This window comes from Thalassotalea sp. 1_MG-2023, assembly GCF_030546745.1.
Taxonomy (GTDB): Bacteria; Pseudomonadota; Gammaproteobacteria; order Enterobacterales; family Alteromonadaceae; genus Thalassotalea_C.
Genome location: NZ_JAUOPD010000013.1, coordinates 1 through 23,524, shown reverse-complemented (window position 1 = coordinate 23,524; position 23,524 = coordinate 1). Strand labels below are relative to the sequence as shown.

Sequence of the window (23,524 nt, the reverse complement as noted above, 5' to 3'; positions counted from 1 at the left end):
AGTGGTTGAACTAGAAACGCAATAAATAAGCAAAGCTATATTAAAAAGGGTAGTTGTTAACAATTACCCTTTTTTGATCACATATTGAAAAGGGAGCACATCGGTTTGTGAAGCAATAAGTTCGTGTTCCATAAAGCGACAAAAACTTGGAATATCACGGGCAGTAGATGGGTCATCGGCCGTAATTAATAAGGTTTCTCCGACGCTTATTTTTCTTATATTCATCCTGATCATCATCACAGGCTCAGGACAGCGTAGCCCCAGCGCATCAAGTGTATGATCGGTATTGTTGAAAAGATTTTGCATATATAAATATTCAGTCTATTTAACTTGACGAAGAAAACCAGATAAAGAATATTGAGATTTTAACATGTTGAGAAACTGTTCTGCATTGGCTTTTTCTAAAAATTGCTGACTTACTACACGATGAAGTTTATTTTGGTAGATAATATTCCAATGATTATTTTGTCCTACTGTTGTTTTTATCTTAGCTAATAATACTTCTGCATAGCTTTTTTGAGAGAAAGCGCCTAATTGAATTTGCCACTGCGAACTGGCATTAATCGGTAACGGATTAGGAGGTGCTTCTAACGGTTGTTTGATCGCTCTTTTTGTCGATGAAGGTTTAATAATGGCAGACTTTGAGTGAGAAAAAAGCCATGTTACTTGTGCATAAAGGTTGTGATTGGCATTTAATGTTGAGTTATCAAAATAACTAGTTTGTCCAAACTCAACAGCGAGTTGGTTGGTAAAGCGAAATTGAGTTGCCACATTAAGATAAGAAGAAACACTGCCTTTATTAACTAACGAAGGCTTATCAGAATGAACTAAATACCCCAAACCTGTGCCTGCTTTGATATTGAGTTGATTATTTATTTCACGAATAAAGTTTACGCCAACCATTGCACGTTTAAGCTTGATGAAATGTTGATGAGCGTTCGTTTGTATCATGATTGTTCTATGATCAACAAAGCGACTTTCTAGAGCAAAACTTTCGGAAAATTGCCATTGATAACTAAGATGAACACCGTTAGAAGAAGATTGTTGGTGATGATAGTCAACACCAAAACTAAGGCTATGTTCTTGAGCAAAACAAGATAGGCTTAAAAGTAAAGAAAGTAGCAAATAAGGACGCATTAGCACATAGAATCAAAGATTATGTAGATATACTACCAGCGGTTTATCAGTAACACTATTTTCTCTTCGAATTAGTGTAAATTCCTTATAACTACTTGCTTTGTAATGCTAGCCTGAATACTCTTAAACAGAATGTTTTTCTCAGGGTTATTTATGTTGCGTTTTTGTGTCTTTTTTTTCTGTTGGTTTAGCCTGTTTACTCAAGTCGCATTTGCTTTCGATAATGCGCAGATGCGTGATACGTTTTTAAAAGCTGAACGCCTATTATGGAAAACTGACTCGTCAACGTATCTTAACTTATATAAGCAATTACATTACTACCCATTACAACCATACTTAGATCAACGCCGGTTGATGATTAAAATGCGCTTAGCTTCGGCAAAAGAAATTGAGCAATTCTTAACAAAATATGAGGGGAGCCCACTTGACTGGCCATTGAGGAAAAAATGGTTAGAGTATTTAATAAAGAGAAATAGACAAACGTTGTTTATGGCGTTTTTTAAACCGACCTCTGATGTTAATTTAACGTGTCATTACTATCAATATAAACTCAACAATGGTGCGGAAGAACAACATATATTGAAAAATATTGATCGCTTGTGGGTTGTCGGTAAATCACAACCTAAGTCTTGTGATCCATTATTTGCGAAGTGGCAAAAAGCAGGCTTACGAACACAGGATCACGTATGGCAGCGTTTAGTAAAGGCTGCTGATGGTGGCAAACATACCTTAATTCCATACTTAACTTCATTAATGCCAAAAAAGCAGCAATATCTAGGTAAGCTTTGGCATAAAGTAAGAAGAAATCCTGCTTATATTACGAAACTGAGTCGTTTTCCGACAAAGTCTAAGAAAGAAACTGAGATCTTTATCTACGGCATTAAACGGTTAGTATGGCGAAGTCCAGACGATGCAATTGCTACATTCAATAAAGCGGCGAAAGTATTTCCAATAACAGATGAACAGCTGCAACAAGTGGCACTTAAGTTTTCATTAGCACTTGCTAGTAAAAAACATCGCGCAGCAAAAACATGGTTAGCAAAAGTAGCAGACCAGCACTTAACATCGAACATCGTACAGTGGAAAATTGCTGATGTATTACGCCAACAAGATTGGCATGCGATAAAGCAAGTATTATCTGCGCTACCTAAAAATCAGCAAAGTACTTATCAGTGGCAGTATTGGTATGGTAGAAGTTTAATTGAAACAGGTGATGAAACCGCGGGTAAGGCACAATTGAAAACCCTTGCAGATCAACGACACTATTACGGCTTTTTAGCTGCAAGTTATTTGCAGCAGCCGATGAACCTACAACATAACCCATTAGTGTTTTCTGAACTAGAAAAGCAATCACTATTTGAAAACTCCGCAGGTAAAAGGGCGTTTGAATTGTTTCGACTTGGTCGCTTTTATCATGCACGAAAAGAATGGAATTATTGGGTGTCGACACTTGATAAACGACAAAGATTAGGGGCAGCGAAGTTAGCAAATGAAATAGGTTGGTATGACCGCGCCATTTTTGCGTTATCACGAGTCGGGTATTTAGATGATGTAGATTTACGATTTCCTCTCGCGTTTAATGAACAAATTACAACGTATTCAGATCAACATAAAATACCATCGGCATGGGCATTTGCTATAGCTCGTCGAGAAAGTTCATTTATGTCAGATGCAAACTCAGCTGTAGGCGCTAAGGGTTTGATGCAAGTAATGCCAGGCACAGCAAAACAATTAACTCGCAAGAAAAAAATATCAAACAGTTATTTGTTTGATAGTGGAAACAATATTCGCTTAGGCACTAAATATTTAAAGAATTTGCTAGATAGATATGATGGTAATCAAATATTAGCAACGGCTTCCTATAATGCAGGGCCGTATCGGGTTAAAAAGTGGTTGTCTGCAATTGATAGTATGCCTGCTGATATTTGGATAGAAACAATTCCTTTTAAGGAAACGCGTGAATATGTCAAAAGCGTATTGGCTTATCAGCAAATTTATCAACAAAAAGTAGGCCAACCAACACCATTATTTGAGCAATTACACCGGATGAATATAACGCGATGACTAACCATGTGTTAAGATCAAACTATGATACATTTGGACTTAAAAATGATGACACTAGCAAGCTTATATCCTGCACATATCGATGAATTACAACAACGCACTAAGCAAGTTTTAGCAAGAGAAAACTTGCAAGGGCTTGTCATTCATTCAGGCCAAGAGTTAAAAGCCTTTTTAGACGACACGGGTTACCCTTTTAAAGTAAATCCCCATTTTAAACATTGGTTACCAATTATTGATGTGCCAAACAGTTGGCTTTTGCTTAATGGCGAAGATAAACCAACATTGATTTATTATCTGCCAGTAGATTTTTGGCATAAAGTAATCGCATTACCAGAAGATTACTGGAATGATCATTTCGATATCAAAATGCTAAGTAAAGCAACAGATGTTGATAAATTATTACCGTATGATAAAAAAGGTTATGCGTACATCGGCGCGCATATTGAAGTAGCGCAAGCTCTTGGTTTTGAAACGATTAACCCTGAAAATGTACTTAATTATATTCATTATCATAGAGCTTATAAAACGGCATATGAGCAAGAATGCTTAAGACGCTCAAATGCGTTAGCTGTAAACGGCCATAAAGCCGCTGAACAAGCATTTTTAGCAGGGGCTAGTGAATATGAAATAATGCAAGCATATTTATTTGCTATGCAATATGGTGAGAATGAAACCCCTTACGGTAGTATTGTCTGTGTGAATGAAAACGCATCAATTTTACATTACACCATGCTTGATAAAGCGAAACCTGATGCCCACCGTTCTTTTTTGATTGATGCCGGCGCTAACTATCATGGCTACGCATCTGACATTACTCGAACCTATGCCTTTGAAAATAATCGATTTTCAGAACTAATTGCGCGTATGGATCGCTTAATGCTAACCGCCGTGGATGGGCTAAAGCCTGGGGCAAGTTACGTAGATCTGCATATAGCAACACACTTACAAATTGCTCAGGTGTTGAGTGAGTTTTCATTTATTAATGTAACTCCTGAGTCAGCATTAGAAGCAGGCATTGTCTCTACCTTCTTTCCTCATGGTTTAGGGCATCATTTAGGGCTACAAGTACACGATGTAGGTGGCTTTATGGCAGACGAGCGCGGTACTTATGTTAATACCCCTGATAATCATCCATTCTTACGAACTTCGAGAATGGTTGAAGCAAACCAAGTGTTTACTATTGAACCAGGCATGTATTTTATTGACTCATTGCTAGCTGACTTAAAAAAATCAGCTAATGGTAGCATGATTAATTGGTCAAAAGTCGACGAAATGAGGCCATTTGGTGGCATTCGTATTGAAGATAATATTATTGTTCATCAATCACATAATGAAAATATGACACGAGAAAGTGGCTTAGATTAACGCTTGTGGAACCATATACTATTGCAGCGAGTAACATTATCGATGAAATCGAGGTTACTCGCAGTCGATTTATCTGTTATTTATCACCTTGTGATTCAACAATTGCGTTTAAACAATTGCTAAATGACGTGCAGCAACTCCACCCTCAAGCAAATCATCATTGTTACGCGTTTGTTGCTGGGCACCCACAAGATAGTCAGTGTTATGGCTTTTCTGATGATGGAGAGCCGTCCGGAACGGCTGGAAAGCCAATGTTGGCTGTTTTACAGGGTAGTGGAATAGGCGAAGTAGCGGCCATTGTGGTTCGTTATTTTGGTGGCACGAAATTGGGTACTGGTGGATTACAAAGAGCTTATAGTGCGAGTGTTAGAAGTGCGCTGTCATTGCTAGATGTAAAAACTAAAATCCCTAAGGTCTACAAAAGCTTAGCTTGCCAATATGCGCAGGTCGATGACATACTGCACTTAATGAAGCAAGCAGGTGCAGACATTTTGACTCAAGATTTTACCGAAAGAGTTGATTTGACCTTGGCTATTCCTGAACAAGGTGTAGAATTGTTAGCGGAGCAGTTAAAAACAATGTCTTGTGGACAGTTAACGCTAAATAAAATTAACAAAAAATAATAAGAATGCACAGTGCAGTATAAGAATATACTAAGAATTTTAGGACTGTTAGTAACATTGCTAAGCGTTACTATGCTTCCGCCTGCGCTAATTTCATTACTCTACCGTGATGGTGGCGGTGTCGCTTTCATTCTTTCTTTTTTATTCTGTTTATTTAGCGGACTGATTACTTGGTATCCGCTTCGTAAAGAAAAAGGCGAATTAAGAGCACGAGAAGGCTTTTTGATTGTTGTGCTATTCTGGACTGTATTAGCGAGTTTCTCTGCAGTGCCATTAATGCTGTTAGAGATGCCTAATTTAACCATTACCGACGCTTTTTTTGAAGCTTTCTCTGGGCTCACTACAACTGGGGCCACGATATTATCGCAAATTGATGGTTTACCACATGCTGTCTTATGGTATCGCCAACAATTACAATGGTTAGGTGGTATGGGTATCATCGTATTAGCAGTAGCTGTGTTACCTATGTTAGGTATTGGTGGAATGCAGTTATATCGGGCGGAAACGCCTGGACCTGTCAAAGATTCTAAAATGACCCCTAGGATTGCCGATACTGCAAAGCACTTATGGTATATCTATTTATCGCTTACCGTGGCTTGTTCATTAAGTTATTGGGCGGCTGGTATGACTGTGTTTGATGCAATTTGTCATGCATTTTCAACCATCGCAATTGGTGGTTTTTCTACTCATGATTTAAGTATGGGGTATTTTGATAGCCCATTAATAAATGCTGTCTGCGTGCTGTTTTTATTAATTGCCGGGGTTAATTTTGCTTTACATTTTGCTGTGCTTCACAGCAAATCATTACGTGCTTACTTTTACGATCCAGAGTTTAAAGTCTTTATTGCAATTCAACTGGTGTTAACATTGATTTGTGCGGTCGTGTTATTGAGTTATGGTGTTTATAGTTCAGGTTTTGAAGCCTTTGACCAAGCATTGTTTCAGGCCGTTTCTATTAGTACCACCGCTGGTTTCGCCACTACGTCTTTTGCTGACTGGCCAACGCTGCTACCTATTTTATTAATATTTTCTAGTTTTATCGGTGGCTGTGCTGGTAGTACAGGCGGTGGTATGAAGGTTGTCAGGGTTTTATTGTTATACCTTCAGGGCATCCGAGAACTAAATAAATTAGTACACCCGAAAGCTATTTTTACCATTAAACTGGGTCATAAAGCCTTGCCTAATAGAGTCGTTGAAGCTATTTGGGGCTTTTTTGCTGCATATGCTGCGGTATTTGTTATTTGTATGTTGATGCTTTTGGCGGCAGGTGTAGATGACATCACAGCTTTTACCGCAGTTGCTGCCTGTTTAAATAATCTTGGCCCGGGTTTAGGCGAAGTTGCTGCTAACTTCTCATCGCTCGGTGACTTTAGTAAATGGGTATTGATCATTGCCATGCTGTTTGGTCGATTAGAAATATTTACTTTGCTGGTTTTATTTACTCCAAGCTTTTGGCGCTCATAAATCATCGAATGATGTATTAAAAAAATTGTAGCGGATCAACGTAAAAGAGCTTTTCGACATCTGAAATATATTTTTTATTTACTAAAAATAAAATAACATGATCTTCAGCTTCAATCAGGGTGTCAGAGTGGGCAATAATAACTTCATCTTCTCTTACTACTGCACCTATAGTAGTGCCGGGGGGTAACTTTAATTGCGCAATCGTACGACCAACAACTTTCGATGATCTTTCGTTGCCTTTTGCCACTATTTCAATGGCTTCAGCGGCACCACCACGCAAACTATATACGTTGTCGATACTTCCTTTACGAACGTGAGTTAATAAAGCAGAGATAGTTGCATGTTGTGGAGAAACGGCAATATCAATATTGCTACCATGCACTAAATCTATATAAGCGCTGCGTTGGATCAACACCATGGCTTTACGTACACCTAAACGCTTTGCTAAAAGTGACGACATAATGTTTGCTTCATCATCATTGGTCACGGCAATAAAGACATCGAACTGGTCAATATGTTCTTCAACAAGTAATTCCTGATCAGATGAATCTCCTGAAAACACTAATGTTCCGTCAAGTTCCGATGCTAAATATTCAGCACGCTTAGGGGAGTGTTCAATAAGTTTTACTTGATGATTTTTCTCTAATAAACGTGCTAAGCCTGCGCCAATATTACCTCCGCCTGCAATCATAATACGTTTGTATGCTGGCTCGAGCTTTTGCAGTTCATTCATTACCGCTCTAATGTGTTTAGATGCAGCAATAAAAAATACTTCATCGTCAGCTTCTATGACAGTGGTACCTAACGGACGAATAGGGCGTCCGTTTCGGTATATGGCTGCTACTCGAGTTTCAATATTAGGAATGTGCTCACGTAAGGTTGAAAGGGCATGGCCAACCAGTAAGCCACCATAATAGGCTTTTACCGCAACTAAGCTGACTTTACCACGAGCAAACTCTAATACTTGCAACGCGCCAGGGTAGTCGATAAGGCGCGCAATATCTCTGGTAACAAGTTGCTCAGGAGCGATAACATGATCAACAGGAATATTTTCTTGTTGAAACAGTTGATCTTGATAACGTAATATTTTTGCTGAACGTATACGCGCAATTTTGGTTGCTGTGTTAAACAGTGAATAGCAAATTTGACAGGCGATCATATTGGTAGCGTCGTCACTGGTAACGGCAATGACTAACTCTGCGTCTTCTGCACCAGCCTGTTTTAATACATCGGGATGAGAGCCGTGGCCAGTTACCACTCGCAAATCCATGCGATCTTGTAAATCGCGTAAAATGTCAGCGTTGGTATCAATTAACGTAATGTCATTACGTTCGCCCACTAAATTCTCGGCGAGTGTTCCGCCAACTTGACCTGCTCCAATGATGACAATTTTCATATGCTATTAACCAAAACCGTTAGGTGTTGTTATTTTTCTTAAGCTTGGCGTAGTAAAACCCATCCATCGCTTGCTCATTCGGTAAAATTTGCCAGCCAATATCTTGAGTAGTTTGCTCAATTGGCTGTAATTGCGCATCTTCGTTAGTGTCAATAAAGGTTTGTATTTGTTCTCTATTTTCTTCAGGAAGAATACTGCATGTTGCATAAAGCAAAGTACCACCGGGTTTTAGCAAAGACCATACATTTTTTAATATTTGTTGCTGTAATATGGTTAACTTATCAATATCTGCCGCTTTACGAAGCCATTTTATATCAGGGTGGCGGCGAATAACGCCGGTACCAGAACAAGGTACATCCAGTAAAATACGGTCAAATAATTTTCCGTCCCACCAATCTGATTTGCTGGCATCACCGGCCAATGTTTTGGCCTTTAGGGATAAACGAGTCAGGTTTTCTGTAACGCGATCTAATCTCACTTGGTCAATATCTATCGCCGTTACATCAATAGGTTTTGGGGAAATCTCTAAAATATGACATGTTTTACCGCCAGGTGCGGCACAACAATCAAGAATATTATCTTGCTCTTGTGCTGATAGTAATACCGCGGCTTGTTGTGCTGCACCATCTTGTATTGAAACATCGCCGTCAAAAAAGCCAGGTAATTTATTTACATCAACGGGAGAGCTTAGACAAACAGCGTCTGAATATTTATCAACATGTTGCACTGTGATGTCTAGATCGGATAATCGTGCAAGGTAATTTTCAACAGTCTGTTTTTGCTGATTGATACGAAGCCACATGGGGGGCTTTTCCATGTTTGCATGTAAAATTTGTTGCCACTGTTCAGGGTAGCCAGCTTGTATTTTTTTAATGAACCAACTTGGGTGATTAAAAGTAATCGCATCAGGTGCATTATTCAACACAGGTGAAGACTGTCGCTGAAAGTTACGAAGCACACCGTTAATTAAATTTTTCAAATGAAATTGTTTTAACGGTTTAGCGCCGTTTACTGTTTCTGCAACCGCAGCGTGGTCAGGAATGCGCATGTATTTTAATTGATAAATACCAACCAGAATTAAAAAGTGTGCAACGCGCTGTTTACCTGTTAAAGGCTTAGCAATCAATTGGCGTGTGTAATGCTCTAACTCAGGTAGGTAACGTAAAACCCCGTAACAGATTTCTTGCAATAGTGCTTTGTCTTTACCATCGACCTTTTCTTGTAAAGCCGGTAGTTCATCGCCAAGGCTTCTACCTTTATCGACAACAGAAAAACAACATTTAGCTGCTAAAGCGCGAACATTTTTATTCATGAATGTTGTTCCAAGATACCAGTGATCGATTTTCCAATAGTAAACCACGCCGAGCGAGCGTTTAATATGTCAGAAACTGGCATAGCTTTTTTCCCAGGTAGTTGAATACTTTTTAAGAGTAATCCATGTTCACCCGTGGCAATTAAAATACCGTTTTTATCAGCGTCAATAATCGTTCCTGGTGTGGCTGCTTTGCACGTAACAACATCGGCCTGCCAGATGCGAATACGGTGCTGTTTATCAGCCGCTTCGTTAAAGGTAAATTGTGCTACTGGCCAGGGGTTATACGCACGAATTTTACGATCTAATTCCTTGGCGCTTAATTGCCAGTTGAGCTCGGCTTCTGTTTTATCGAGTTTGGCTGCGTAAGTCGCTATATTGTCATCTTGAGGTGTCGCTTGTTGCGTATTATTGGCTAAATTGTCAAGCGTATTAATTAATGCTTTCGGACCTAATTCAGCCAACTTTCCGTAAATACTACTACTTGTGTCATTCGCACTAATATCACAGGTAGCAATGTGTAGAATGTCGCCAGTATCTAGCCCTTCGTTCATTTGCATGATGGTAACACCTGTTTTTGGGTCACCATTTTCTACAGCTCTTTGTATTGGAGCTGCACCACGCCATTTAGGTAAAATTGAGCCATGTACATTCACACAACCAAGTCGCGGGGTTGATAAAATCACCTTAGGTAGTAATAAGCCGTATGCCACTACAACCATAATATCTGCTTGATAGCGTGCAAGTATTTCTTGGTCAGCCTGATGCTTAAAGTTAATCGGTTGTTCAACGGTTAAGTTGTTTTCTTGTGCTAGTATTTTTGTCGCACATGCAGTGAGTTTTTTGCCTCTACCTGCGGGTTTATCTGGCGGACAATACACGGCTACAACGTTATGCGGAGAATCTATTAGCGCCTGTAGATGCTTGGCTGCAAAATCCGGTGTACCGGCAAAAATGATGTTTAATGGTGATGACATATAAATGAAATATTTCTAAGTTATTGACGAGCGGCCAAACGAGCTTCTTTTTCTAACTTCGTTTGAATACGCTTGCGCTTTAAAGGTGATAAATAATCGACAAACAATACACCGTTTAAGTGATCGAGTTCATGCTGAATACAAATAGCTAATAGTTCTTCACCGTCAAGTTCAAATGTATTTCCGTCTCTATCAAGGGCACGTACGGTTACTTGAGTGTGTCGATCTACTTTGGCATAACAGGTTGGCACTGATAAACAGCCTTCTTCATTAACCATTGTTTCATCATTTTTCTTAATGATTTCAGGGTTAATTAAGACATACGATTGTTCTTTGTCTTCTGACACATCAATAACGACAATGCGTTTATGAATATCAACTTGCGTCGCGGCTAAGCCAACGCCATTTTCTGCATACATGGTTTCAAACATGTCATCGACAATTTGTCTTATTTCGTCGTTTACTTCAACAACGGGTTCAGCTTTTGTTCTGAGTCTTTCATCTGGGAAAGTTAGTACGTTTAATACAGCCATAATTTTATAAAAGAATTCGCGAAATTAGTCATAGAGTGTTATGTTTCAATTTTAACCATTAAATTACATTAATTCGAGTGCTTTGAGTTAATAACAATAAGAATAGGTGCTTTAGTATGATAAAAAGGTCATTATTAACACTAATTTTCTGTTTTTTGTCTTTAAGTTTACATGCAGATGAGCTTAGATTGCTGGCAGATGCACCTAAATCATATGTAGTGATTAAGGGGGATACCCTTTGGGATATTTCCGCAAAGTTTCTTAAAGACCCTTGGCTATGGCCAAAACTTTGGCGAGTAAACCCTGACATTCAAAATCCCCACTTAATTTACCCAGGCGATCAATTAAACCTTGTTTATGATGATCAAGGGATGCCGATGCTAGTGAAAGGAAAGCCAAGATTAAAGTGGTCGCCAAAAATAAGAACATCATTAAAAGACCAACATCCGATAGAAACCATTTCACTTAAAACCATAGCCCCTTACATTAATTACAATTCAATATTATCAGTAGACGATGTTGAAAATGGTCCCTATGTACTTGGTAGCGAGGAAGGTTATAAACTCTCCAGTGATGGTTTTAAATTATATGTGAGCCAGGCACTACCCGTGGGACGTTCCATTGTTATTTATAACAAAAGTGAGCCGGTAACTTCACCAGAAACTGGCGATATATTAGGTTATCACGCTAAAATTGTTGGATCAGGTAAGGTAGTCCGTGCAGGTGATGCGTCAAAAAATCAACCCGCTACCGTGTATATAGATAGTGCATTGAAAGAAATACGCTCGGGCGATTTAGTGAAAGTTATCAGTCGTGAGCAACTTATGCCGGCATTTTTTACCATGCAATCTGTTGCATCTTCAGTAAAAGGCATGATTGTTAAATCCTCGAATGAAATGCGAGAATTCGGAAAATTTGATGTTATCTACATTGATCAAGGTAGTCAGCAGAATGTAATGCCAGGTGACATTTTATCGATTTCTCGCAAAGGCCCTGAAATTGTGGAAACTAATGACGGACCTATATATGTTAATGACGCCTCTAAGTTACATCGGATGACAGCTAGCTCAGATTATAACATGCCGGAAGAAACTATCGGTAAAGTAATGGTGTTTAAGGTCTTTGATCAGCTGAGTATGGCATTAATATTACGTTCTGAAAAACCGGTGAGATTGCTAGATAGTGTAATAGCACCATAAGCATATTACTTAATTATCAAGGAAGCATTTGTGCAACATGGAAGAGCACAACATATTGGCCTCAAGCACAGGCTGTGAAGAAGCTCGTTTTTGGCTAGCATTGAAGTTTGTACCAAGATTAGCGATTGATAAAAAGCTGGCTTTAGTTGAACGTTTTTCAATTAAGCAGCTTTTTTCGGATCCACCTACACGGAAAGTACTTAATCTTTCTGAAAAACAATATAGTGCAATTGTTCGTCCTGATTGGCAAAAAATCGACCAAATTATACAAGCTACCATTGCTGCTCAATCAGATATTCTTTATTACGGACATCCGCTGTACCCTGAATTACTAAAACAAATATTTGATCCCCCGCTCGTATTGTTTGTTAAAGGCAATAAGTCAGTTTTAACGAGCAATCAAATAGCGGTTGTTGGCAGTAGGAATGCGAGTATCTATGGTGTAGAACATGCTCAATTGTTTGCAAAGCAGTTATCTTGCGTTGGGCTTACAATCACCAGTGGTTTAGCGCTAGGAGTTGATGCAAAAGCACATTTAGCAGCTGTTAAATTATCTCGTCCGACCGTTGCTGTGATAGCGACAGGTATCGATATTACGTATCCGTCTAGGCATAAAACCCTTGCGAGTAAAATACTAGATGCTGGTGGGACTATCGTGAGTGAGTTTTTACCGGGCGTTACCCCTAAGCCGGGGCACTTTCCCAAACGAAATCGTATCATAAGTGGTTTAGCCTTGGGTGTTGTTGTCATTGAAGCGACTAAGCAAAGTGGCTCATTGGTAACCGCACGGTGTGCCTTAGAACAAAACCGAGATGTGTTTGCGTTACCAGGTAGTGTTATCAATCCACAAAGTGCAGGCTGTCATTGGTTAATAAAACAAGGCGCTAAGTTAGTAGAGTGTGCTGCCGATATAGTAGATGAACTTCCTTTTTTTGAAAAAAATGAACTAAACTTATTGAAAAGCAACACGAAAGAAAAGCGAACAAAAAAAAGTTGTCAACAGGGCTTGTCTAACGATCCATTGTTAGCTAGTGTGGGATATGAAATTACACCCGTAGATATAGTGGTTTCTCGGAGTAAACTACCCACAGATGTAGTACTAACCCGATTGATGATGCTCGAGCTAGGAGGTCTGGTAACTGCGGTGCCAGGTGGCTACCTTAAAATTTAATAGGGGCTGGTTATGTTTGATATCTTGATGTATCTTTTTGAAAACTATATTCACAGTGATGCCGAAGTGATGGTAGATCACGATATACTCACTGATGAATTAACCCGCGCGGGCTTCCACCAAGATGAAATTTATAAAGCACTTACTTGGTTGGAAAAATTAGCGGCATTGCAAGACACGGATGCCTATCCGTATTTTAAACGTGATGCTAAGCCGTCATTTCGTATCTATACTGAAGAAGAAAAGCAGTTACTTGATAAAGAGTGTCGAGGCTTTTTAATGTTCCTTGAACAAGTCAATGTATTAGACTTTACTACTCGTGAAATGGTGGTTGATCGGGTAATGGAATTAGACACGAAATATTTTGCCCTTGATGATCTTAAATGGGTGATTTTAATGGTGCTGTTTAATGTACCCGGTAAAGAAAGTGCTTATTCACAAATGGAAGATCTTATCTTTGACGAACAAGAAGGGCCGTTGCATTAGGCTTGGCGTTTCGCTTTAATAAGTTAGATTTACCAGCTTTTTTAGCAAAGTGCTTAATTATAGCATTTTGCTGAATTTACTTTTCTTATTTTCTTTAAACAATGCAAATTGAACCATCAAGACTCCTTACTGAATTTGTAAAGGCGTGAAACAATGTCATTGGTTGAATGCCTTTTTGTAATAGAGTGATATATGTTAGAAATTTCAAACAACGTAACCCTTGCTGAATGGGAAATCGAGCTTAATGCTATTCGTTCTCAAGGCAGTGGAGGGCAACGAGTAAATAAGGTTGCTACCGCAATTCATTTACGGTTCGATATTAAAAGATCTTCATTGCCTAACGTTTATAAAGAGCGCTTATTGAAGCTTTCTGATAGCCGCATAACTTCTGATGGTGTGGTTATTATTAAGTCTCAGTCGCATAGAACACAAGACATGAACAAGCAAGAAGCATTAGAGCGACTGAAGGAGTTGATACTTTCTGCAATGGTTGTGCAAAAAAAGCGTCGGCCCACTAAGCCAACAAAAAGTTCACAACGGAAAAGAATGGACAGTAAAACTAAAAAAGGAGCCACCAAATCATTGCGCGGAAAAGTAAATTTATAATTGCTTTGGATAAAAATATGAATAAATAAAATAGATGTTCTAGTTGAAAGTAAGTTGTTAACATGAAAGCTTAGTAGTTATGGAGTAAATATGAAAAGATTAATCAGTACGGTTATTATATTGTCGGCGATACAGTTAGTAAGCAGCTGTGCTACGCCGCAAGAGACTAAAAGCTATGAAGATGCTTACAGTGCCCAACAACAGTGCAACGGTGAAATGGAAGTCACACACTCTATGGTGATTCATTCGAATAATGAAGAAGTTGAATCTCCTACAGTTACTTCGGTATGTCAACCTTCAACCTACGAAACTCAAACTGATTTTGAAAAAGAAAATCGACGCGAAAATTATTAGCAGAAATGTTCTTTACGGCGCGAACGTTTTATTTCTGATCTACAAGTAACCTATCCTTGTATTCAAAGCTTTAAAACGTTTACTCTACACTCGTATCGCGAGATAATTGAGCGATTTAAATTTTAGATTATCGGAGAATCATGTCAAACGACGACTCGCTATTTACCCACCACGAACATGCCTTGGAAAAAGAGTATGAAATCTGCCCAGAATGTGGCAGTGAACTTGTGATAAAAAAGAGTAAAGCGGGTGCTTTTTTTGGTTGTTCTTCTTATCCTAGCTGTGAATATACAAGACCTGTACATGAACAAGAGAAAATGGAAGCACAGACATTACCGGGAAGTGAATGCCCTGAGTGTGGCCATGAACTTGCCGTGAAACAAGGTCGTTATGGTATGTTTATTGGGTGTAGTAATTTTCCAGAGTGTCACCATATTGAGCAAGAAGAACAAGCCTCAGGCACGTCAGTGAAATGTCCATCTTGTAAGTCAGGTCAGCTTGTTGAGCGCCAAAGCCGGTTTGGAAAAACCTTTTATGCCTGTGACAGCTACCCTAAGTGTAAATTTGCCGTTAATCATGAACCCATGGAAGGTCAATGTATAACCTGTGGCTTTCCTTTATTATTGAAGCGCCAAATGGCTGCCGGTGAAAAGCTTCAATGTGCCCAGAAAAAGTGCAGTAAATTTCAGCCATAAAAAAGCGAGCTAAATGCTCGCTTCCATAAATAATCGGATAACGTATCAGTTTTGATTTTCTTGATATTGTGCAGCAAAATGCGCAACTTCAGGAAATGCTTTTGGATCTAATAGCTGAGCAACAGCATTGAGACGCTGAGCAAGTTCTGCTTGGGTATTGCCGCTGATATTTATATGTCCCATTTTACGGCCGGCGCGTTTTTCTTTTTCGTACCAGTGCATGGTAACACTTGGAGTGGCTAATACGTCGGTTGGAACACTATCTTCACCAATGATATTAATCATAGCTGTTGGGCGATTCAATTCGGTATTACCTAATGGTAAGCCACAAATTGCACGTAAATGATTTTCAAATTGACAAGTATCGGTACCTTGTTGTGTCCAGTGGCCTGAGTTGTGAACACGCGGGGCAATTTCATTCACTAATAACTGTTCGCCAACTTGAAAGAACTCAATCGCTAAAATACCAACGTAATCTAATTTCTCAGTGAGTTTGGTGAAAACTTTATGTGCTTGAGTCTGTAAAGACTGACAAACAGGGGCAGCTAAAGATACGCTTAAAATGCCGTTTGTGTGATGATTTTCGGTCAAAGGGTAAACGGCAATTTCACCGGTAGTGCTACGCGCACCCACTAATGATAATTCACGTTCAAAAGGTACCATTTGCTCTGCAACAATGCCTTGTGGAACGGAAGCTTGGCTTTGTGCAATAAAGTCATACATTTCTTGCCAAATTTGTTCGGCTTGCTCTGCAGACTTTAAACGCCACTGACCTTTGCCATCGTAGCCTTCCAGTGCGCTTTTAAAGATAATTGGTAAGTTTAAAGCGGCAATTGCTTTGTCAAAATCAGCTTTACTATCAATGATCACATGTTTTGCGTTTGCTACCTGACAGTTTTCTAATAAGGCTTTTTCTAAACGGCGATCGCCACCTATTTTAATCGCTTGACTACTCGGCAATAATTTTCCAGAGGCTTCACATTGCGCAAGCGTATCGTGTGCTACATGTTCAAACTCAGCAGTGATAACATCGGCATTGTTAATGCCATCAGTTAAGTCTCCGTAAATAAGTTCAGGTGCTAGTGGGTGCACAACCTTATTGGTACGAACATCAAATGCTTTTACATCCATGTTTAACGGTGAGCCTGCAAGATCCATCATGCGTGCAAGTTGGCCAGCGCCTAATACCAAAACTTTTTTCATTAGCTTATTTTCTATTCCGCAGGGTTAGGATTACTTAATATAGTATCAGTTTGTTCTGTTCTGAATTTTTCAATATTCGCCATGATATCACTATCATGTGTTGCGAGAATTTGTGCAGCCAATAATCCGGCATTTGCTGCACCAGCTGTACCGATAGCCAGTGTACCTACCGCGATACCTTTTGGCATTTGCACGATAGAAAGTAACGAGTCTTGGCCACTTAATGCTTTTGATTGTACAGGTACACCTAAAACAGGTAATGGAGTATATGCTGCGGTCATACCCGGTAAATGTGCAGCACCACCAGCACCTGCAATAATTACCTTAATGCCACGATCTTTTGCATTTTCAGCATATTCTGCGAGTAAGTGAGGGGTTCTATGCGCAGAAACGACTTTTGTTTCATAAGGAACATTTAATGAATCTAACATTTCTGCTGCATGTTGCATTGTAGGCCAATCTGATTTTGACCCCATGATAATACCCACTTTCATGATATATCACCTTGATTTGATGGTTGCTGAAATTACGGCATCTACCGCGACTAAAAATAAGCCGCGCATTATACCTGTGTTTACAAAAATACGGAAATTTTCCCCGTTTGGCCACCAAAAAGCGTCATTGAACGTTTCGGTGACAAAAATGTAATATTGTTTAATTTATCATTGATGGTTAAATCACTTTCTTTTTTAAACAATAAAACAGCAATGAAAAATCTTTTTAAAACACCTATAATCGCCGCTATCAACTTTTTTGAGTGTGTAACAACAGAATGACAACGGCAGTAGAAACCTTTCAACAAGGTGGTGTAATTGCTTACCCAACAGAAGCAGTATTTGGTTTAGGTTGTGATCCAGACAATCAATCAGCGGTAGAACGGATATTACAGATTAAAAATCGACCTGTTGAGAAAGGATTAATTTTATTGGCTGGGAACTACTCTCAATTATTGCCGTATATTGATGATAATGCCATTCCTCAAGATAAGCGTTTTACTGTACTTTCACGTTGGCCGGATGGTGTCACACAAGTGTTGCCAGCAAGACCTTCGACGCCAAAATATTTAACGGGGAAGTTTACTAGCCTTGCGGTTAGGGTAACTAGCCAGCCAGATGTTGTTGCACTTTGTCGGCAAACAGGTAAACCTGTGGTTTCAACAAGCGCAAACCTGTCGGGGCAATCTCCAGCGTTAACTTGGCAAGAGGTTGAGTGTACTTTAGCGAGTAGCGTAGATTATATTATTAAAGGTGACACTTTAGGGTTTGATAAGCCGTCAACGATTATTGATGCACTGACAGGAGAAACTTTTCGTTCATGAAACAAATTAATATTGAAACAGTTATCTCGTTTTTTAAGCAATTACAAGATGATATCTGTATCCAACTAGAAAAAGCAGATGGTCAGGGTAAATTTGTTGAAGATGCATGGCTACGAGAAGAAGGCGGCGGTGGCCGTACTCGCGTATTAACAGACGGGGCCGTCATTGAACAAGGTGGGGTGAATTTTTCGTTAGTGTCAGGCAACAAGTTACCTCCTTCTGCCACGGCTCATCGTCCTGAACTTGCAGGTAGAACTTGGCAAGCATGCGGTGTTTCATTGGTCATTCACCCGAAGAACCCTTTTATTCCTACATCGCATGCAAACGTTAGGTTTTTTATTGCTGAAAAAGCAGGTGAAGAGCCAGTATGGTGGTTTGGTGGTGGATTCGATTTAACGCCGTTTTATCCATTTTTGGACGATATTAAACATTGGCATCAAACCGCACACGATTTGTGTGCGCCTTTTGGTGAAAACGTTTATCAAGAACACAAAGCATGGTGTGACGATTATTTTTACCTTAAACATAGAAATGAAACCCGTGGTGTTGGGGGGCTATTTTTTGATGATTTAAATCAGTGGTCATTTGAACAATGTTTTTCTTATGTAAAAGCTGTGGGAAATGGTTTTACTGATGCTTATATTCCAATTATGGAAAAGCGTAAAAACACTCCTTTTCAAGATGAACATCGTCAGTTTCAATTATATAGACGTGGTCGCTATGTGGAATTCAATTTAGTGTTTGATCGCGGTACCTTGTTTGGTCTGCAGTCGGGTGGGCGTACTGAATCTATTTTAATGTCAATGCCGCCACTTGCTAGGTGGGAGTATAATTATCAACCAATTGAAGATAGTGATGAAGCAGAGCTTTCTCAATTTCTAACGCCTAGAGAGTGGTTAACTGAGTAAAAGCATGACAGAAAAACTTAAATATGGTCATTTCGAGCGCTTTGGCCCTGCGATAAAAAATAGCTTTGTTGGATTAAAAGCTGCTTATAATAATGAGATTGCGTTTCGGCAAGAAGTATACTTATTCCTGTTATTATTTCCTGTGGCTTTATATATTGCTGATAATTTCATTGAGTTTGCGTTATTAATGTCAGCAATTATGGGTATTATGATCGCTGAGTTGTTGAATTCAGCTGTAGAAGCTGCCATTGATCGCATTAGCCTAGAACATCATGAATTAAGTGGCTTAGCCAAAGATTTAGGTTCTGCTGCTGTTTTTGTCGCTATTTGTTACTTTATATTGGTGTGGGGTTATAAAATTTACACGCTATTTTAATGTTCTATATTACCTATTTGTACTTTTGCATCATTAAAGCAGTTTAGGTTTCGGTGAGCTAGCAAATGATACACAGTTTCGACCGTTTTCTTTTGCACAATATAATGCTTTATCTGCCCGTTTGAACCACTTACTGGTACAATAGCCTGATTCTTGATACCCAGCTACGCCAATTGAAATGGTAACTTGCTGATTCTCTAACATTTCAGCTGACTCTATTTTGTGTCGTAATAAATGAGCGAACTGTTCTGCCGACTGTTGGGTAATATTATGGAACATGATGATAAATTCTTCGCCACCAATACGATAAAGTTCCGTGTTTTCCGGTAATATCGATTGAGCAATTTCTGTGATGGTAATTAACACATTATCTCCAATATCGTGACCATAAATATCATTAATGTGTTTAAAGTTATCAATATCAAATATGAGCAATACATGTTCTTCACAATGCTTTGTTGTTATCGATAATGTTTCTAAATCGTCATTAAAAGCACGACGGTTTTTTATTTTTGTCAATGGGTCGGTAACAGTTAACGATATCAGCTCTTGTTGGTGTTTGTGCCATTGATAGCCAAATGCGAAAGAGCATATGCCTGTTCCCAAATACGTAAAAATCATGGTCATAAGCTCAAATAATGACATTATTTCGTGCATCAAGAATGCCATCACAGCAATAGAGATGATTGTGACTCTTGCTGCGATTAATGGCGTTGTTAGATAAAAAATAAGGGGGATAGCAGGGTAAAGCCAAACCGCTTGTGGCTTTCCTTTTAGGTAAACTGTAATTAATACGGCACTAAAAACAAAAATACTTAATGCTTTTTTTGCTACATCGATGTGGCGCTTTTCATATACATTGATGCTTAGTAAAATTAGAAAAAGTGTAACGCTTATATCAAAGATGCCTATTACCCAGTCAGCATGTATCAGGCGATAGACTCCAAAAGGCGCAAGAATAGCCGCAATCGCTAATGACAGTACAATTAACACTTGTTCTTGAATTGGGCGATTTTTTAGCATATGCAACCCCATGTTTTTTTATTAAATATAACACAGGTATTTCTGGTTGATTTTTAAACGTGTGGATGTTTGTGCAATACCTCATAACAAATAAGCAATAATATTGATTTAGATCAGTATATTAGCTTGTTTTAATTATTCCCTCGATAAACCCTAAAAAAGTTGCGTTAAATCAATTTTTTGTTGCTGAGGAAATCATATGATGCCGGCAATTATTTTAGGAGATACGTAAATGAAAAAAAGTTTAATAACATTAACGGTTTTATCCAGTTTATCTGTTGGCGCGATTGCGCAAAGTTATCAAGCTGGTGACTTAATTGTACGTGGTGGTGTAACCAATGTTAACCCAAATAGCGACAAGGCAGGTGTTTATGTTAGTGCCTTAGGGGGTAATACACCTTTATCAGTATTAGTCGATGATAATTCGCAGCTCGGGTTAAATGTTGTCTATTTTTATGACAATAATTGGGCTATTGAAGTACTTGCTGCCACACCATTCACACACGACATCACCATTCATGATCCACAAGGTATCTCGCTAGGTATCTTTGATGTTAATGTTGATGGCGCGACTTTAGGTGAAACAACACATTTACCACCCACAATTAGCGCCGTCTATTATTTTGATACCGACACTGCTTTTAAACCATATGTTGGTGCGGGTTTAAACTATACCGTCTTCTTTGATGAAGACTTTAAAAAGACGCCTAAATCACTTGGTTTTAATGATTTAGCATTAGATGGTTCTTTTGGCTACGCAATCCAAGTTGGCGCAGATTATCAGTTAGATAGCAATTGGCATATCAATGCGTCTGTTCGTTATATTGATATCGATACAGAAGCTACCTTTAAAATTGGCAATGATATTAAAGGCTCTGCCAATGTTGAAATTGATCCAACCGTATTTTCATTATTAATTGGCTACAAGTTTTAGCGAATCAATTAATTATTGAACAAGTCACTTTCAATCAGGTGACTTGTTTATTGATTGACCATATGTAGGGCAAGTTGTTTGAATGCTTGGTGTAAATGTTTTTTTAGTGCGTCATTTTCAATGGTTTTTTCCATTGCATTATTCATGCACAACATCCACAGTTCAGCTTGTTTTTTCGTTACAGCTACGTGCATATGGCGCTGACGTAGGCGTGGATGTCCATATTTAGTCTCATATAATGGTGGACCACCTAACCAACCTGATAAATATTGGGAAAATTTTTCTCTAATATCGTCTAATGGCTGTTTATGAATAGCGAGCAATTCTTGCAAGTGAATATTACTCTCCATTTCATCATAAAATGCATTGGCTAATGCCTTTGTGCCTTTAGCTTCACCAATAAGCATATAAGGAGTATTACTAGGAGATAACATTTTAGACTTGTTTGTTTGTGATAAAAGCTTTTTAATGCCTAACAAAGTGATAACCTTCTGAAAGTTTTATGGACAAATACGCCGTTTTTGGTAACCCAATTAGTCAATCTAAATCGCCATTCATACATCAACAATTTGCTGAACAATCAGGGCAGGCGTTGCATTATAGCGCAATAAAACCAGAACAAGATGACTTTTGTGCTGCAGTTAAACATTTTATTGCTAGCGGTGCAAAGGGGTGTAATGTTACTGCTCCCTATAAAGAGCAAGCTTATAAATTGGCTACTACGTTGTCGCAAGGTGCCCAACTTGCTGGTGCGGTTAACACATTAACTTTTAATGAAGACGGTACTATTCTTGGAGATAATACCGACGGCCCAGGGTTAGTCGAAGATTTAAAAGCCAATAATGCAAACTTACAAGGTCGCATTTTATTAATTGGAGCTGGTGGTGCTTCTCGTGGCGTGATTAAACCGTTATTAGATTGCGCTCCAGAAAAATTGATGATTGTTAATAGAACGGATGCTAAAGCAAAACTATTAGCTGAACGCTTTAAGTCATATGGCAATATAGAGGCGATCTCGCAAGAGTCATTAGCTCTAGAAGCAGGGTTTGATGTTGTCATTAATTCAACATCTGCGAGTTTATTTAATGAATTGCCATCTGTGCCGACACAAGTATTTACCCATAGTACATTAGCCTATGACATGACATATCAAAGTGAACCAACAATATTTTGTCAGTGGGCGCTTGAGAATAATAGTGCAAAGGCGGTTGATGGATTAGGAATGTTAGTTGGGCAAGCAGCGGTTGCTTTTGAGATTTGGCGACAGGTTATGCCAGAAACGAAAAGTGTGTTAGCTAATTTACGAACGGAACTAATATAAACGATGAATCAAGCCATTTTATTTAACGATGACTTATGTTTTAACCAAGAAAAAAATGCGTGGAGCATGACTGGATTAAGAGCAGGTGAGTTGATTACGATTTATTTTCATTCTGCTAACTTAAAGCATTTAGCCAGTATTGATCGTTGTACTAAATATGATTTAGAAGAAATCACTGAACTATGGTTAGAACAAAACGAACCAGAGCTCAGCGAAATTCATATCTACGATCTTTAACGAGTAGTCTCTTCTATATATTCATCTTTGGTGACAATGTAATTAAGCGCTGACTCTTTTAAGAAGTTAAGTTCGGCTTCCTTCAAAGGGCGAGCTTCTTTCATTGGGTTGCCTACATATAAATAACCGCTGCGCAACGTTTTGTTTGGCGGTACTACAGTTCCAGCACCGATAAACACATCGTTTTCGATTATCGCGCCGTCTAAAATAATGCTGCCCATGCCGACTAATACTCGGTCACCGACGGTACAACCATGTAACATACACTTATGACCAATAGTAACATCATCGCCGATAACTAAGGGGTAACCGTCTGGATTCGACTTAGACGATCGTGTTACATGTAACACGCTACCATCTTGAACATTAGTTCTATCGCCAATGGTTATTTTATTAACATCGCCTCTGGCAGCAACTAACGGCCAGACACTAACGTCATTTCCCATGGTAATATCACCAATTAATACCGCGCTCTCATCAATATAACTATTAGCACCAACAACTGGAATTATACCTTTATAACTTTTAAGAGGATTTGTAGACATAGAGTTCTCTCAACATTTTTACCATTAATATAGTAAAAGGGTACGTCGAAATAAGAAAAAACGCTAATAGATAAAATAAAAAAGCTATTTTTTAATAACCTATGTAATTATTCACGATTGATTAATGTTTTGCCTATTTATGGTTACTTTATACCAATAAACATGCGGTTTGTACAAAAACAAAGCAAACAAACAATTAATTGAAAATAGTTGTTGACGGGGCGATATAAATCCCTAAAATGCGCATCCACTTCTCGGGGACAAGCCAAGAAGCTGT

Annotated in this window: 27 protein-coding genes; 16 read left to right on the top strand and 11 right to left on the bottom strand. The window is 38.8% G+C overall.

Annotated elements, in window-relative coordinates:
- Positions 1 to 63: 63 nt before the first annotated feature.
- Entirely contained in the window at positions 64 to 306 is a 243-nt protein-coding gene (tusA, locus tag Q4489_RS11435; protein WP_303480437.1) for a sulfurtransferase TusA, read from the bottom strand.
- A gap of 15 nt (positions 307 to 321) precedes the next feature.
- On the bottom strand, positions 322 to 1,137 hold the full coding sequence (locus tag Q4489_RS11430; RefSeq protein WP_303480434.1) for an SPOR domain-containing protein: 816 nt from the start codon (positions 1,135 to 1,137) through the stop codon (positions 322 to 324).
- Between the two features lie 153 nt (positions 1,138 to 1,290).
- Here Q4489_RS11430 and Q4489_RS11425 point away from each other — a divergent pair, with 153 nt between their 5' ends.
- The 4 genes from Q4489_RS11425 to Q4489_RS11410 are packed head-to-tail and all read left to right on the top strand — an operon-like array spanning position 1,291 to position 6,653.
- A complete protein-coding gene (locus Q4489_RS11425) occupies positions 1,291 to 3,201 on the top strand; it encodes a transglycosylase SLT domain-containing protein (RefSeq protein WP_303480430.1) in 1,911 nt (636 codons plus the stop codon).
- Positions 3,202 to 3,246: 45 nt separating this feature from the next.
- Positions 3,247 to 4,566 carry a Xaa-Pro dipeptidase gene (gene pepQ, locus Q4489_RS11420; RefSeq protein WP_303480429.1) on the top strand — a complete coding sequence of 440 codons (1,320 nt, stop codon included), beginning with the start codon at positions 3,247 to 3,249 and terminating at the stop codon, positions 4,564 to 4,566.
- Positions 4,567 to 4,571: 5 nt separating this feature from the next.
- Positions 4,572 to 5,189 (top strand): YigZ family protein, encoded by a 618-nt coding sequence (locus Q4489_RS11415; RefSeq protein ID WP_303480428.1) that lies wholly within the window; start codon positions 4,572 to 4,574, stop codon positions 5,187 to 5,189.
- A 12-nt stretch (positions 5,190 to 5,201) separates the two neighbouring features.
- A complete protein-coding gene (locus Q4489_RS11410) occupies positions 5,202 to 6,653 on the top strand; it encodes a TrkH family potassium uptake protein (protein ID WP_074496273.1) in 1,452 nt (483 codons plus the stop codon).
- A gap of 16 nt (positions 6,654 to 6,669) precedes the next feature.
- On the opposite strand, the gene trkA is transcribed toward Q4489_RS11410, so the two are convergent.
- From trkA to def, 4 genes are read right to left on the bottom strand one after another with little or no spacing between them, the layout of a single operon-like run.
- Positions 6,670 to 8,049, bottom strand: a complete 1,380-nt coding sequence (gene trkA / locus Q4489_RS11405; protein WP_303480425.1) for a Trk system potassium transporter TrkA — start codon at positions 8,047 to 8,049, stop codon at positions 6,670 to 6,672.
- A gap of 19 nt (positions 8,050 to 8,068) precedes the next feature.
- A complete protein-coding gene (rsmB, locus tag Q4489_RS11400) occupies positions 8,069 to 9,361 on the bottom strand; it encodes a 16S rRNA (cytosine(967)-C(5))-methyltransferase RsmB (protein ID WP_303480422.1) in 1,293 nt (430 codons plus the stop codon).
- Complete coding sequence (fmt, locus tag Q4489_RS11395; RefSeq protein ID WP_303480420.1) at positions 9,358 to 10,338, bottom strand: methionyl-tRNA formyltransferase; 981 nt, start codon at positions 10,336 to 10,338, stop codon at positions 9,358 to 9,360. The genes rsmB and fmt overlap by 4 nt, the downstream gene beginning before the upstream one ends.
- Before the next feature lie 20 nt (positions 10,339 to 10,358).
- Complete coding sequence (gene def, locus Q4489_RS11390; RefSeq protein ID WP_074496277.1) at positions 10,359 to 10,871, bottom strand: peptide deformylase; 513 nt, start codon at positions 10,869 to 10,871, stop codon at positions 10,359 to 10,361.
- Between the two features lie 116 nt (positions 10,872 to 10,987).
- Between def and Q4489_RS11385 the strand changes: the two genes are divergently transcribed.
- From Q4489_RS11385 to Q4489_RS11360, 6 genes are all read left to right on the top strand, one after another.
- Complete coding sequence (locus Q4489_RS11385) at positions 10,988 to 12,070, top strand: LysM peptidoglycan-binding domain-containing protein (RefSeq protein ID WP_303480417.1); 1,083 nt, start codon at positions 10,988 to 10,990, stop codon at positions 12,068 to 12,070.
- A gap of 37 nt (positions 12,071 to 12,107) precedes the next feature.
- Positions 12,108 to 13,241: a DNA-processing protein DprA gene (gene dprA, locus Q4489_RS11380; RefSeq protein ID WP_303480415.1), complete on the top strand. Its 1,134-nt coding sequence runs from the start codon at positions 12,108 to 12,110 to the stop codon at positions 13,239 to 13,241.
- 12 nt (positions 13,242 to 13,253) lie between these two features.
- Positions 13,254 to 13,727, top strand: coding sequence for a DUF494 family protein (locus Q4489_RS11375; protein ID WP_074496280.1), 474 nt, complete (start codon positions 13,254 to 13,256; stop codon positions 13,725 to 13,727).
- Positions 13,728 to 13,919: 192 nt separating this feature from the next.
- Entirely contained in the window at positions 13,920 to 14,333 is a 414-nt protein-coding gene (arfB, locus tag Q4489_RS11370; protein ID WP_303480407.1) for an alternative ribosome rescue aminoacyl-tRNA hydrolase ArfB, read from the top strand.
- A 90-nt stretch (positions 14,334 to 14,423) separates the two neighbouring features.
- Entirely contained in the window at positions 14,424 to 14,687 is a 264-nt protein-coding gene (locus tag Q4489_RS11365; RefSeq protein ID WP_303480404.1) for a hypothetical protein, read from the top strand.
- A 140-nt stretch (positions 14,688 to 14,827) separates the two neighbouring features.
- Positions 14,828 to 15,382 (top strand): type I DNA topoisomerase, encoded by a 555-nt coding sequence (locus Q4489_RS11360; protein WP_303480402.1) that lies wholly within the window; start codon positions 14,828 to 14,830, stop codon positions 15,380 to 15,382.
- Between the two features lie 45 nt (positions 15,383 to 15,427).
- Here the strand turns inward: Q4489_RS11360 and Q4489_RS11355 are convergent, their stop codons facing one another.
- On the bottom strand, positions 15,428 to 16,585 hold the full coding sequence (locus Q4489_RS11355; protein ID WP_303480401.1) for a 5-(carboxyamino)imidazole ribonucleotide synthase: 1,158 nt from the start codon (positions 16,583 to 16,585) through the stop codon (positions 15,428 to 15,430).
- A gap of 11 nt (positions 16,586 to 16,596) precedes the next feature.
- Complete coding sequence (purE, locus tag Q4489_RS11350; RefSeq protein WP_303480399.1) at positions 16,597 to 17,079, bottom strand: 5-(carboxyamino)imidazole ribonucleotide mutase; 483 nt, start codon at positions 17,077 to 17,079, stop codon at positions 16,597 to 16,599.
- A 278-nt stretch (positions 17,080 to 17,357) separates the two neighbouring features.
- Between purE and Q4489_RS11345 the strand changes: the two genes are divergently transcribed.
- Genes Q4489_RS11345 through Q4489_RS11335 form a run of 3 tightly spaced genes read left to right on the top strand, consistent with a single transcriptional unit; the run spans position 17,358 to position 19,187 of the window.
- Positions 17,358 to 17,903 carry an L-threonylcarbamoyladenylate synthase gene (locus Q4489_RS11345; RefSeq protein WP_303480396.1) on the top strand — a complete coding sequence of 182 codons (546 nt, stop codon included), beginning with the start codon at positions 17,358 to 17,360 and terminating at the stop codon, positions 17,901 to 17,903.
- Complete coding sequence (hemF, locus tag Q4489_RS11340; RefSeq protein WP_303480393.1) at positions 17,900 to 18,811, top strand: oxygen-dependent coproporphyrinogen oxidase; 912 nt, start codon at positions 17,900 to 17,902, stop codon at positions 18,809 to 18,811. Before Q4489_RS11345 ends, hemF begins: the two co-directional genes overlap by 4 nt.
- A 4-nt stretch (positions 18,812 to 18,815) precedes the next feature.
- Entirely contained in the window at positions 18,816 to 19,187 is a 372-nt protein-coding gene (locus Q4489_RS11335) for a diacylglycerol kinase (RefSeq protein WP_303480390.1), read from the top strand.
- A gap of 33 nt (positions 19,188 to 19,220) precedes the next feature.
- Here the strand turns inward: Q4489_RS11335 and Q4489_RS11330 are convergent, their stop codons facing one another.
- Positions 19,221 to 20,210: a sensor domain-containing diguanylate cyclase gene (locus Q4489_RS11330; protein ID WP_303480387.1), complete on the bottom strand. Its 990-nt coding sequence runs from the start codon at positions 20,208 to 20,210 to the stop codon at positions 19,221 to 19,223.
- Between the two features lie 232 nt (positions 20,211 to 20,442).
- Between Q4489_RS11330 and Q4489_RS11325 the strand changes: the two genes are divergently transcribed.
- On the top strand, positions 20,443 to 21,144 hold the full coding sequence (locus Q4489_RS11325) for an OmpW family protein (protein ID WP_303480383.1): 702 nt from the start codon (positions 20,443 to 20,445) through the stop codon (positions 21,142 to 21,144).
- A gap of 47 nt (positions 21,145 to 21,191) precedes the next feature.
- Here the strand turns inward: Q4489_RS11325 and Q4489_RS11320 are convergent, their stop codons facing one another.
- On the bottom strand, positions 21,192 to 21,623 hold the full coding sequence (locus Q4489_RS11320; RefSeq protein WP_303480381.1) for a group II truncated hemoglobin: 432 nt from the start codon (positions 21,621 to 21,623) through the stop codon (positions 21,192 to 21,194).
- 23 nt (positions 21,624 to 21,646) lie between these two features.
- On the opposite strand from Q4489_RS11320, the gene aroE reads away from it, so the two are divergent.
- Both aroE and Q4489_RS11310 read left to right on the top strand, forming a co-directional pair.
- On the top strand, positions 21,647 to 22,465 hold the full coding sequence (gene aroE, locus Q4489_RS11315; RefSeq protein ID WP_303480378.1) for a shikimate dehydrogenase: 819 nt from the start codon (positions 21,647 to 21,649) through the stop codon (positions 22,463 to 22,465).
- A 3-nt stretch (positions 22,466 to 22,468) separates the two neighbouring features.
- Positions 22,469 to 22,702, top strand: a complete 234-nt coding sequence (locus Q4489_RS11310) for a hypothetical protein (protein WP_303480375.1) — start codon at positions 22,469 to 22,471, stop codon at positions 22,700 to 22,702.
- On the opposite strand, the gene Q4489_RS11305 is transcribed toward Q4489_RS11310, so the two are convergent.
- A complete protein-coding gene (locus tag Q4489_RS11305; RefSeq protein WP_303480371.1) occupies positions 22,699 to 23,247 on the bottom strand; it encodes a gamma carbonic anhydrase family protein in 549 nt (182 codons plus the stop codon). The two genes, Q4489_RS11310 and Q4489_RS11305, sit on opposite strands and share 4 nt — an antisense overlap.
- Between the last annotated feature and the right edge of the window lie 277 nt (positions 23,248 to 23,524).